The sequence below is a fragment of the Bacillus sp. MYb78 genome, from assembly GCF_002975115.1.
In the GTDB taxonomy this organism is placed as follows: domain Bacteria; phylum Bacillota; class Bacilli; order Bacillales; family Bacillaceae_G; genus Bacillus_A; species Bacillus_A cereus.
In genome coordinates, this window is the sequence record NZ_PCOB01000008.1 from 203,174 (window position 1) to 215,574 (window position 12,401).

The window sequence follows — 12,401 nt, forward strand, 5'->3', positions numbered from 1 at the left end:
AATGAATGTACAACATGATACTATACATTCATTACAATATGTTAGCAAGTGATATTTTAGTGACGTTAAAAGAAATTAGTATTCATTTTATCGCGCTAATTGTGAACAGTAAGATTCCCGCCTCTAAATTCAGTAGCTGGATGCCGGTAAACGCTCAATTGCTGTAGGCTAATTAAAGTTTCACTTTATAATTTTTCCTAATTTCTTTTAAACATCAGTTTTTAGTAAAAAGACCTGCTGAATTTCAGCAGGTCTCAAATTGTTACTATAGATTACTATGAGAAGTGTACTTCGTCAATTTTTTCTTAATAATGAAAATTACTCATGTCACTCTGTTGAGATAGATGGATCTGCCTGTTCTTTTTTCGGGATAATTTCAAAAAACTGGTTCTGTATATCATCTAATAACGGGGTTAACAAAGCAACTTCCTCATATTGCTCATGCTCGTTTAGTACACGAATATAGTCTAGCAATAATTCAGTTACATCTTTCAAACCATTTTTACTAATTGGTTGTAATGTAACATTTGCCCCTTTTGCGATTCTTCTTTTTAAGGCCTGTTCTGTTAAGCCTAAGTTTGAATCATGACGTAAATAAACAACACCGCCAGTCATGCCGGCGCAAATCCATGGACCAGGGTCACCTAAAACAAGCGCTCGCCCATTTGTCATATATTCAAAAGCAAACCCTTTAATATTGGAGTATGCCCCTATATTTCCGTGCTCTTTTTCACGGAGTGGTTTTGTTATTCTACCTCCAATTATCATGTCTGCCCCAGAAAGGCGAATGCCAGCGCGAGCATCAGCGTTCCCTTGTACGTATAGTGCCCCTTTTTGTGCGCCATATCCAAATCCTTTTCCGACAGAACCGTTATAATATACTCCGTCTTTTCCTTTTGATTTCGTTATATAAATCCCACCACCAAAGGAAGTTTTACCAATGCCATCTTGTGCGCCGCCATTTACGTGTATAAATAAATTTTCACTATTGTAAGCACCTAACCCATTTCCGGGAATAGAACCATTCGTATACTTTAATGTAAGTGGTTCAAGTTGAGTAGCTTCATATAGTTTACTGCGAACGCGATAACATGATTCTAGACCACCCATAACGCGTTGCTCTACACCAACGCCTACTAATTCTTTTGAGTCAGCGGAATGAACTGTTTTAAATTGTTTTTCCGGTACGCCTTCTGTTGTTGTAACAGATGGATGTTCTATTATTTGTAGTAAATTACGTAAGTTTAATAAATTTTCGCCTCGAACTTGCTCTAATAAATCAGAACGCCCAACAATTGCTTGTAAATTTGTATACCCAAGCTGTCCTGTTAATCGTTTTAGTTCTATACCGAAAGTGGTGAATAAATTTAGCAGGCCAGCAACTGCGCTTTCTAATTCGCGCGGAACGAAGCGGCGTAACCCATGTTCTTTTGCTTGTGCTTCAGACTCAATTTGTGTCGCAATTCCGACATGGCAAGTATCTAGATGACACCCACGGCAAGTAGTACAGCCGATTGCAATCATTGATAGTGTGCCAAATCCAATACGATTTGCTCCGAGGAGCATGATTTTCAAGGCATCATTTACACTTCGAATACCACCATCTGCCCAAATCTCTACTTTATGTCTCATGCTTGCTTCTAATAAAGCGTTGTGAGCGGCTTTAACACCAATTTCTACAGGGAGACCTACATGCTGCAATGCGTGAATACGTGCAGCACCTGTTCCGCCATCGAATCCGCTAATGTTAATAAAATCAGCGCCAGCTTTGGCGATACCGACAGCAATTGTTCCGATATTAGGAACGACAGGGACTTTCACGGCTACTTTGGCAAGTTGATTAGCTGTTTTAATTTCTGTAATCATTTGAGCTAAATCTTCAATTGAATAAATATCATGGTTATTAGAAGGTGAAATTAAATCTGAGCCGATTGTCGCATTACGTGCTTCAGCTATTTTGGCTGTCACTTTTGAACCAGGTAAATGTCCACCTTCCCCAGGCTTTGCGCCTTGACCGATCTTGATTTCAATTAAGTTTGATGAGTTTAGTAGTTCGGCATTTACTCCAAATCGTCCAGATGCCACTTGTTGTCCACGTGTATGTGGGTATTTCCCAATCATATCTTTAATTTCGCCGCCTTCACCGTTCAAGCTAATCATATTTAGCTGATCGGCCGCTTCTGCATATGCGCGAAAGGCGATTTCGTTTTGAGAACCAAATGACATAGAACTAATAATAAATGGTAAATTATGATTTTGAATGCCGATAGATACTTCTTCAGTTGGAACGACATGTTTTGTTTGTTTCGTTTGAACAAGGTGTCTGATTGCGATTGGATTATTCTCTTCTAGTTCACTTAACTTGTCACGGTAATCATCATAAGAATTTCCTTTTGCAACATCGCCAATTGCTTTCCAAATTCGCGGGAATATATGAAATGATTTTCGCATTCTAATTTTAGGATTGTTATAATCCTCTGCTCGTATTTTTGCATCTTCAGTAAGTGATTCAAGTGAAAAAGCTAAATCATTTGAACCGAAGAAATTTGTAATTTGTAATATATTTGCAATTTCTTCATGTAACCCAATAGATGAATAGAGACGTCCGTAACCACGTAACTCATGAATTCCAATTGTTGAAATGACTTTTTCTAGTCCTTTATTAAGTGCATTATACAGATTCGTAATTGGTATTTTTGTTCCATCATTTACAGTCGCGAATAATAAATATGGATTAATACTATCTGCTCCTAATCCATATAGCGTTACAATGTCATGTAAGGAGCGAAGGGCACCAGAACGTATAACGAGAGAACAATTGCGGCGTAATTTATTTTCACTTAATGCTTGATGTACTTTAGCGGTAACTAAATGTGGATCAATCCACAAGCGTTCATTTAGATGGGCTTTTGCGTCATCTAATACTAGTAGAGAAGCACCATTGTTAACAGCAGCTATCGCTTCAGAACTAATGCGGCTTAATGCACATTGCAGAGTTTCTGACGAACTGAATGTAGCAGAGATTGTGGCGATAGAGTTATGAGTCATAAATAGCTCTATGAGTTGTTCATACGTAATTGTGTGTAATTCCTCTGCAATAGGTTGTGCCACGCTGCCTTCTAAAATAATTGGTGAAAGCATTTCAACTACAAATGGCCGTTTTGCGCCGCTTAATAAACTTGGACGCTCTCCAAGTACAGTACGTGTAGAGAAGTGTTCAATTTCACGGTCACGGTCAATTGCAGGGTTTGTAACAACAGCTACACTTTCTTTAATAAAGTCAGCGATATTTCGTCTATCAGTATCGAGTGCGGCAAGTGGTGAGTCATGCCCAAGTGAGCGAATGGGCTCAACGCCTTTTGTTGCCATCTGTTCAAGGAGCTGAATATGTTCTCGGTCCCATCCGAAAGCGACGTATTGTTTCGTTTCAACTTGAACAGAATCACATAGCCCTTGGATTTTTTTCGTTTCAGGGATAGATAAATTTAAATGGTAATTGGTAGTATCAATTCGCTTTTTAAGACGGTTATATACTTGGATTTGATATTTGTCATATTCATAAAGAACAAGTTCATCTTGTTCATTCCATTTTAATCCAACCTTTTCTCCAGGGGCGAGTGGTTTTGGTTCTGCTACATATTTAGTTGGTGATACAACTCCAGGTTCAGAAGAGAAAATATAAGAGCTCTCTGTCTCTACTTTCCAGACTGGGCGTAATCCAAGGGAATCAACACTGAAAACAGCTTCATCTTTAAAACGGGAAATGATGCCAGCTGGTCCTTGTGCAAAATGTCCCCATGCTTCACGTATATACGTATATAAATCTTGTAAAGGTGTTTCATAAAGTTTAATTTCATTAATAATTGGAGGGAACAATATTTCCATTGCTTCAAATAAACTGTAGTCGTATTGAACAAGTAAAGTTTCTAAGGTGCGGTTTAAATCTTGAGAGTCACTGCCTCCAGCAGTAAGTGGTACATCAATCATTTCAGCTTGATCGCGTAATTTTGCGATTGTGTTAATTTCACCATTATGTCCGAGAATGCTAAATGGTTGTACACGAAAAAAATTAGATAATGTATTAGTAGAGTAGCGGTTATGTCCTAATGTCATAGTTGAAGCGATAAGTGGATGTTGTAAATCATTATAGTAGGCAACAAGTGTATCACCAGCACCTAGAACTTTATATACAACATGATCACGACTTAATGAAGCAACATGAATTGCTTCGTTTTCCTCTATTTTTATTGTGACAGAAAATAATGTTTGCTCAATATTTGTAATTTCGTTTTCTGCGATAAGGGCAACTTGCCAAAATAAAGGTTCTTCTTGTTTACCAAGTGGACCGAGTGCATCGGAGTTTGTTACATCATCACTTTCGAAAATGATTGTAAAATTTTTGTTGTTTAATTGCGTACGAATATAATCTTTTAAGATAGTAATGTTTTCTTTTTTATTTAGAAAAAAATGTCCAACGATAAAGTGGGGATGATCCACAATCGTTGGATTATATCCGCTACTTTTTAGTTTTTCATTCCAAATCGCTTTTGGTACATCAATGTGAATGCCGATGCCATCGCCCTCACCATTAATGAAACCAGCTCTATGATTCATTTTGACGAGTGATTGAATACAAAGGTCAATGTTTTCTTTGGTAGCAATTTTTCGTTTCTCCATAACGGAAACGATTCCACACGCATCGTGTTCTGCATTTCTATAATCTCGAAATAAAGACGGTGTCCATGTATTTTTTGTATTGAGCATCCGTCAATCCCCCCTCTTATAAAAGTTAGAATAATCTTACTATTTAAGGTGCAAATCACCTTGTACACAGAGATAGTAATGCTGTAAAAGAATATAAAACAGATAATTATGAATAATTATACTATTAATACGGGATTTATGAAATAGAAAAAAGGAAAAAAGAAAGGTGAGCTTTCTTTTTTCCTTTTAATGACGGGATTATTTATTGTCTGCTAGGGCAGCAAATGCTCTGCCGACAGCTTCGATTGTATATTCAATATCTTCTTTTGTATGTTCTGTCGTTAAGAACCATGCCTCGTATTTAGAAGGTGCTAAGTTAACTCCTTCTTGAAGCATAAGCTTGAAGAATTTACCGAACATTTCACCGTCTGTATCTTGTGCGGCATCGTAATCTTCAATTGTATTTGTTGTGAAGTATACAGTTAAAGCTCCTTTTAGACGGTTTAATGTAATGTCGATATTATGTTTCGTTGCTTGCTCTAAAATTCCTTTTTCAAGCATTGCACCAAGTTCATCTAATTTCTCATAAAGTCCTTCTTGTTGAAGCACTTCTAGACAAGCGATACCTGATGCCATAGAAGCAGGGTTTCCTGCCATTGTACCAGCTTGGTATGCAGGTCCAAGCGGAGCAACTTGTTCCATAATTTCTTTCTTACCACCGTAAGCACCGATCGGTAACCCGCCGCCAATAACTTTACCAAGCGCTGTTAAGTCAGGTGTCACACGAAGTAAGTCTTGAGCACCACCGTACATAAAGCGGAAAGCAGTAATAACTTCATCGTAAATTACTAGTGCGCCAGCTTCGTGAACAAGTTCATTCACTTTTTCAAGGAATCCTGGTTTAGGTTCTACAATACCGAAGTTTCCAACAATCGGTTCTACAAGGATAGCTGCTACTTCATGACCCCATTTATCTAACGCCTCTTTTAAAGTTTCTACATTATTAAATGGAACGGTAATAACTTCTTGTGCGATACTTTGTGGTACGCCAGCTGAGTCAGGAGTTCCTAAAGTAGAAGGACCAGATCCAGCTGCCACAAGTACTAAATCAGAATGACCGTGGTAACAACCAGCAAATTTCATGATTTTTGTGCGACCTGTATAAGCACGAGCAACACGAATCGTTGTCATCACTGCTTCTGTACCAGAGTTTACAAAACGGACTTTATCTAATGCAGGCATTGCTTCTTTTAACATTTTTGCGAATTTTACCTCTAGCGCTGTTGGTGTTCCGTAAAGTACCCCATTTTCAGCAGCTGTTGTAATTGCTTTTGTTATATGCGGATGAGCATGTCCAGTAATAATAGGACCGTATGCTGCTAAATAATCGATATATTTATTTCCGTCTACATCCCAGAAATAAGCGCCTTTGCCGCGTTCCATAGCAACAGGAGCGCCGCCGCCAACTGCTTTAAAAGAACGAGAAGGACTGTTAACACCGCCAACGATATGCTCTAAAGCTTCTTTATGTAATGCTTCTGACTTTGTGAATTTCACTACAATTCATCTCCTTACAAAAATCTATGTATTATTCTAACATGTTTTTCGAAAAGACGTATTGTTTGTGATAGCGAAGGCAGTTGGATAAACTATTCGTTGTGACATTTAGGAGGGGGGTCCGATTATGAAATCGGTAATTGAGGTACAAGGGTTACGTAAAGAGTTTACAGCCTATTCAAGTCGTCCGGGCTTAAAGGGTGCATTTCGCGATTTATTAAATCGTAATTATAAAATAGTACCAGCAGTAAATGATGTATCTTTTACTGTAAAGCAAGGTGAAATGGTTGGTTATATCGGTGAGAACGGTGCTGGTAAATCAACAACAATTAAAATGCTTACGGGGATTTTGACTCCGACATCAGGGCAAATCACAGTAAATGGAATGAATCCACATAAACAAAGAGAAGAATTTGTAAGAACAATTGGTGTTGTCTTTGGACAGCGCTCGCAACTTTGGTGGGATATTGCAGTCCAAGAATCGTTTCGTTTATTAAAGAAAGTGTATGGTGTATCAGACGCTCAGTATAAGGAGCATATGGAGCACGTAATTGAAACGTTAGATATAGGGCCTTTATTAGATAAACCAGTTCGAAAATTATCTCTTGGTCAAAGAATGCGTTGTGAATTAGCAGCAGCCTTAATTCATAATCCACCGTTATTATTTTTAGATGAGCCAACAATTGGGTTAGATGTACTTGTGAAATTGAAAATACGTGAATTTTTAAAAGAAATGAACGAACGTTATAAAACAACAATTTTATTAACTACTCATGATATTACGGATATTGAAGCTTTATGTGAGCGTGTTATCATGCTGGATGAAGGAAATATTATGTATGACGGTTCTTTAAAAAATCTTCGTACGCAGTGGGGAGCAGAGAAGGAAATACACTTTCAGTTTGTTGCACCAGTTTCCTATCAGGCTTTATCAATGGTTATGCCAGATAATCATGTTGTTTGGTCGAAAGCGAAAGAGGAAAACGCATGGGTTGCAAAAATTCCGAATGAAGAAGTTGTTATTTCAATGCTTATTTCTAAAGTAGTACAAGCATTTCAAATTAAAGATTTAAAAATTAACGAAGTGTCTACAGAGGAAATTATTCGTAACATTTATGAAGAAGGTATTACGCATGGGTAAGTATATTGAAATGATTCGAATTCGCTTTTTAATGATGCTTGCGTATCGCACAAACTATTATAGCGGGATTTTAATTTATACAATTAATATCGGCGCATATTATTTTTTGTGGCAAGCAATTTATAGCGGAAAAGAGAATATTGAAAGTTTATCTATTTCGCAAATGACTACGTATATCGCAATCGCGTGGATGGCACGTGCGTTTTATTTTAATAATATAGATAGAGAAATTGCGATGGAAATTCAAGAAGGCCGTGTGGCTGTAGAATTAATTCGTCCTTACAACTATTTAGGTATGAAAGTTATGCAAGGTCTTGGCGAGGGGATATTCCGTTTTGCATTCTTTTCCATCCCGGGCATGGTGATAGTTACGCTATTATTTTCATTGCAAATTACAACGAATTTTCAAACGTGGTTATATTTCTTCTTATCTTTAATATTTAGTTTTATTATTAATACACAAATTAATTTAATGACGGGAATGCTTACGTTTTTCTTATTTAATAATAGTGGAATTATGTATGCAAAACGCGTTGTTATTGATTTATTTTCAGGTCTATTATTACCAATTAGTTTTTATCCGTTATGGGCCCAAAAAGCAATGATGTTTTTACCGTTTCAGGCTATTAGTTATATTCCAAGTATGATTTTTTCTGAAGGTATACAGGGGAGTAAGTTGTATGAGGCTTTAGTATTTCAAGTGATTTGGGCAATTGTACTTATTATTCCAATTGTACTCATGTGGAGAACGGCGAGAAAACGTCTAATTGTACAAGGGGGATGATGAGATGCTATATATAAACTTATTTTTACAATATGCAAGTCAATATATAAAAACGAAATTGGAGTATCGAGGCGATTTTATCGTTGGTTTACTTTCTGATTTATCGCTTCAAGCAGTTAATTTAATATTTATTCTCGTTGTATTTGGGCATACACAAGCATTGAAGGGATGGAGTCGAGAAGAGGTAATCTTTATTTATGGTTTCTTTTTAGTACCATTTGCCATCTTTTCAGCTTTCTTTAATATATGGGATTTTAATGATCGATACATTATTAAAGGGGAGATGGATCGTGTATTAACGCGACCGATCCATAGCCTATTTCAAATTATATTAGAAAGAATGGAACTTGAATCTTTAATTGGAGCCATTACAGGGATTGTTGTAATGGGATATGCAGCTGTGGAGTTACAATTATCTTTTTACTGGTATGATTTCTTCTTATTTATATTGATGGTAGGAGGAGGAGCACTTGTATATGGAGGGATATTTGTTACGCTTGCGAGCCTTGGTTTTTGGTCGGATGCGAAAAGTTCAATTATGCCCCTTATGTATAACATAGGTAATTACGGGCGCTATCCTGTTAATATTTATAATCGTGTAATTCGTTTCATTTTAACGTTTGTTTTACCGTTCGCGTTTGTTGGAGTATATCCAGCAGCATACTTTTTAAGAAAAACAGAATGGAATAGTTATGCATTCGCGACGCCACTTGTTGGTGTTATCTGTTTTACGATTGCAATCAACCTCTGGAACCAAGGAGTAAAAAGATACCGTGGCGCGGGTAATTAATTATAGAAGCTTGTTCGTTTCTAAGGGATAAATCAGTCCTCCACCTCATACATATAAAATGAGGTGGAGGACATGTTATGGGGATTTATTCTATTAATTGCAGCAATCGCTATTTTGAAAAGTGTCCAATTATTATGGAGTTCTTATTCAGATTCAACGCGTTTTTTTTCGCTGTATAATTTGGCCACATTATTTTTGATCTATACAACAGTACTGATCGCGTTTGGATTAAGTTACGTTGTATTAGAGGAAATGGGTTTCGCAGTTTTGAAAGAGGACGGAGAAAGTTTGAACGTTCATTCTTTTCAACTCGTTGAAGTTTGTTTATATTTTAGCGCAGTTACTTTATTGTCTGTTGGATATGGTGACATATCTCCGATTGGAATTGGGCGATGGATTGCAATTGCAGAAGCGCTAATTGGATATACACTCCCTTTTGCTTTTGTGATGAGGTCTGTAATAGACAATGAAAAATAAGGAAGCATTTGTTATAGTAAAGGAAAAGAGTAGGAGTGATAACAATGATTACAGTAGGAGAAATGGCACCAGAATTCACATTAGAGGGAAGTAACGGAGAAGAAGTTAGCCTAGCTGATTTTCGCGGTAAAAATGTAGTTCTCTATTTTTACCCGAAAGATATGACGCCAGGATGTACAACTGAAGCATGTGATTTTCGTGATGCGTATGGAGTATTTCAAGAGAAGGATACGGTTATTCTTGGAGTAAGTCCTGATTCAGCGAATAGACATTTGAAATTCATTGAGAAACATGAATTGCCATTTACACTTTTAGTAGATGAAGATCATAAAGTAGCAGAGTTATACGATGTTTGGAAGTTAAAAAAGAACTTTGGGAAAGAGTATATGGGAATCGAGCGTTCTACATTCCTTATTAATAAAGACGGTGAACTTGTAAAAGAGTGGCGTAAAGTGAAAGTGAAAGGACATATTGAGGATGTTCTTTCTTATATAAAATAAATCTACGTTGGAGATAAAATATGCAGAAACAAGGCAAGTGTCTATACATATTTTACTGCCTTACATAAAGTGGAAGTGTAGGGCATACCTCCTCAGATGATAGTATTCCAAGTGCGATTATGTCGCACTTTTTTCTATGTAATATATGAAGAAAAAGGGAAAGATACATAAAAACAAGTCCTGAATATAAAAATAAACCACATACTTATAGTAGAAATATTGACGATTTATAAGAAAAGGAGTACACTCTTTATAAGAATTATAAAATAATAATCCGTATAGAATCGGGGTGCATGACGGTGGTCAAAGAAGAATTAAAAGAAGCGCTAGAAATGCTGAAAAATACGGGTGTACGCATTACTCCACAGCGTCATGCTATTTTAGAGTACCTTGTGGAATCAATGACGCACCCAACAGCGGATGATATTTATAAAGCATTAGAAGGTAAGTTTCCAAATATGAGTGTTGCAACTGTCTATAATAACTTACGTGTGTTTAAAGAGGTTGGACTTGTAAAGGAATTAACTTATGGAGACGCTTCAAGTAGATTTGATTATGTTACAAGTCAACATTATCATGTGATTTGCGAAAAATGTGGTAAGATTGTTGATTTTCCTTATGGAGGCTTGGAAAAGCTGGAAGAGGAAGCTGCGAAAACGACAGGCTTCGTTATCAATAGTCATCGCTTAGAAATTTATGGCGTTTGTCCAGAGTGTCATAAGGCGTAATATATAATAAAGAAAGAGGCTGACGGCTATACGTCAGCCTCTTTCTTTATTATATAAGGATTAGCGTGAGGTTAATCGGGATTTACAGTGCTAAGTTAGTAAGAAGGGTTAGATAAAAGTTTGTCGAATTTACTTTGTATTGGTGGAAATGAATTCTTGGAGGGGACATTTTGAAGAAATATGAGATTAAAAGTGACATTCCAACATTGGAAGAATATAAATATCTATGTGATTCTGTGGGATGGACTAATTATATGAACTTTGAGGTGGTGGAAATATCACTTCAAAATTCGATTTACTGTATAACAGTCAAGGATAATAATCAAATCATCGGCATGGGCAGAATTGTTGGTGATGGGGCTATCTATTTCTATATTCAAGATATAGTGGTTCATCCAGAGTATCAAAAGAATGGTATTGGAAAGAAAATAATGAATACTTTAGTAGAATACTTAAATCAGAATGCTCCAGATAAAGCATTCATTGGTTTGTTTGCGTCGCAAGGGAAAACGTCATTCTACGAAAAATATGATTTTAAAGATTATTCGCCTAACATGACAGGGATGTTTACTGTTATTTCGAAAAAATAGGTGTAATAAATTTAATAAAACAATTAAAAAGTTGATTTCTTAATAAATCAACTTTTTAATGAGTTGAAACGTTTGTAGTGTTGCAAACTCGTATTTCCCTTGATACTTATGATTTATAACTCTTCTTGTTATACTTTTCATCAAATTCTTTTCCTTCTAGATCTCGATCTAGTGTTAAAGGTTGATTGCAGTGCATACATGCATCGACACGGCCGAGCATTTTTGTTGGCTTATCACAGCTTGGACAAATAATTTGGATAGTCTTAGTAGATAACATACCAATCCAAAAGTAAACGACAGTGCTAGCGATAACAGCTAAAAAGCCAACCATCATAAAAGTTGTCATGATAATAATGTTTTCGCGGAAAAAGACACCTAAGTATGCAATGAAGAGGCCGATAAATACTAAACTTAATGCAAAGGTCCGGATTTTATTGATTTTGTTTGAATACTTAATGCTCATTCTCACCACACTCCTATAATAATAATATAACATAAAATTTAGAATTTTCACTCTCGTGTAAATTGATAAAGAGATAAGATATGAAATGGATAGGAGAGGAGCCATGAAGAATGAATGGGTGCTATAATGATTTTTAAGTTTTTAACGGGATGTGAAATTTTTTTGTAAAAAGTATTGACCCTGTATATACTGCATGATATATTAATAACCGTCGCTGATGCGGAAACGCAGAAAACGACAAAAAAGAAATTGAAAAACTTAGTTGACATTGAAAAATGAAGATGTTAACATAAGGAAGTCGCAAATGAGCGACCAAGTAGTTCTTTGAAAACTGAACGAAACAAACAACGTGAAACGTCAATTTTTATTTTTAGATGCTAGACAAACTAACTTTATTGGAGAGTTTGATCCTGGCTCAGGATGAACGCTGGCGGCGTGCCTAATACATGCAAGTCGAGCGAATGGATTGAGAGCTTGCTCTCAAGAAGTTAGCGGCGGACGGGTGAGTAACACGTGGGTAACCTGCCCATAAGACTGGGATAACTCCGGGAAACCGGGGCTAATACCGGATAACATTTTGAACCGCATGGTTCGAAATTGAAAGGCGGCTTCGGCTGTCACTTATGGATGGACCCGCGTCGCATTAGCTAGTTGGTGAGGTAACGGC

The 12,401-nt window shown here is 36.7% G+C and carries 11 protein-coding genes and 1 rRNA gene; 9 read left to right on the forward strand and 3 right to left on the reverse strand.

The window, feature by feature from the left end; genetic code table 11:
• Positions 1 to 14: 14 nt before the first annotated feature.
• The gene (locus CQ064_RS33640) at positions 15 to 167 is read left to right on the forward strand and encodes a hypothetical protein (RefSeq protein ID WP_153601216.1); all 153 of its coding nucleotides are present in this window, start codon (positions 15 to 17) and stop codon (positions 165 to 167) included.
• 160 nt (positions 168 to 327) lie between these two features.
• On the opposite strand, the gene CQ064_RS17740 is transcribed toward CQ064_RS33640, so the two are convergent.
• Positions 328 to 4,764, reverse strand: a complete 4,437-nt coding sequence (locus tag CQ064_RS17740; RefSeq protein ID WP_000935316.1) for a glutamate synthase-related protein — start codon at positions 4,762 to 4,764, stop codon at positions 328 to 330.
• Between the two features lie 198 nt (positions 4,765 to 4,962).
• On the reverse strand, positions 4,963 to 6,261 hold the full coding sequence (hemL, locus tag CQ064_RS17745; protein WP_000673247.1) for a glutamate-1-semialdehyde-2,1-aminomutase: 1,299 nt from the start codon (positions 6,259 to 6,261) through the stop codon (positions 4,963 to 4,965).
• 127 nt (positions 6,262 to 6,388) lie between these two features.
• On the opposite strand from hemL, the gene CQ064_RS17750 reads away from it, so the two are divergent.
• The 7 genes from CQ064_RS17750 to CQ064_RS17780 all read left to right on the forward strand — a co-directional run bounded on the left by CQ064_RS17750 (position 6,389) and on the right by CQ064_RS17780 (position 11,271).
• The gene (locus CQ064_RS17750) at positions 6,389 to 7,402 is read left to right on the forward strand and encodes an ABC transporter ATP-binding protein (RefSeq protein ID WP_000843653.1); all 1,014 of its coding nucleotides are present in this window, start codon (positions 6,389 to 6,391) and stop codon (positions 7,400 to 7,402) included.
• Positions 7,395 to 8,186 (forward strand): ABC transporter permease, encoded by a 792-nt coding sequence (locus CQ064_RS17755; RefSeq protein ID WP_000521519.1) that lies wholly within the window; start codon positions 7,395 to 7,397, stop codon positions 8,184 to 8,186. Before CQ064_RS17750 ends, CQ064_RS17755 begins: the two co-directional genes overlap by 8 nt.
• A 4-nt stretch (positions 8,187 to 8,190) precedes the next feature.
• Complete coding sequence (locus CQ064_RS17760; RefSeq protein WP_000965774.1) at positions 8,191 to 8,976, forward strand: ABC transporter permease; 786 nt, start codon at positions 8,191 to 8,193, stop codon at positions 8,974 to 8,976.
• Positions 8,977 to 9,048: 72 nt separating this feature from the next.
• Positions 9,049 to 9,453 carry a potassium channel family protein gene (locus CQ064_RS17765; RefSeq protein ID WP_000964345.1) on the forward strand — a complete coding sequence of 135 codons (405 nt, stop codon included), beginning with the start codon at positions 9,049 to 9,051 and terminating at the stop codon, positions 9,451 to 9,453.
• A gap of 44 nt (positions 9,454 to 9,497) precedes the next feature.
• Positions 9,498 to 9,953 (forward strand): thioredoxin-dependent thiol peroxidase, encoded by a 456-nt coding sequence (bcp, locus tag CQ064_RS17770; protein WP_000633711.1) that lies wholly within the window; start codon positions 9,498 to 9,500, stop codon positions 9,951 to 9,953.
• A gap of 299 nt (positions 9,954 to 10,252) precedes the next feature.
• Positions 10,253 to 10,681, forward strand: a complete 429-nt coding sequence (perR, locus tag CQ064_RS17775) for a peroxide-responsive transcriptional repressor PerR (RefSeq protein WP_000237829.1) — start codon at positions 10,253 to 10,255, stop codon at positions 10,679 to 10,681.
• Between the two features lie 170 nt (positions 10,682 to 10,851).
• Positions 10,852 to 11,271 (forward strand): GNAT family N-acetyltransferase, encoded by a 420-nt coding sequence (locus CQ064_RS17780; protein ID WP_000759744.1) that lies wholly within the window; start codon positions 10,852 to 10,854, stop codon positions 11,269 to 11,271.
• Between the two features lie 106 nt (positions 11,272 to 11,377).
• Here the strand turns inward: CQ064_RS17780 and CQ064_RS17785 are convergent, their stop codons facing one another.
• On the reverse strand, positions 11,378 to 11,734 hold the full coding sequence (locus CQ064_RS17785) for a YgzB family protein (protein WP_000025058.1): 357 nt from the start codon (positions 11,732 to 11,734) through the stop codon (positions 11,378 to 11,380).
• A 392-nt stretch (positions 11,735 to 12,126) separates the two neighbouring features.
• Between CQ064_RS17785 and CQ064_RS17795 the strand changes: the two genes are divergently transcribed.
• Positions 12,127 to 12,401 (forward strand): 16S ribosomal RNA (locus CQ064_RS17795); the annotation flags it as partial.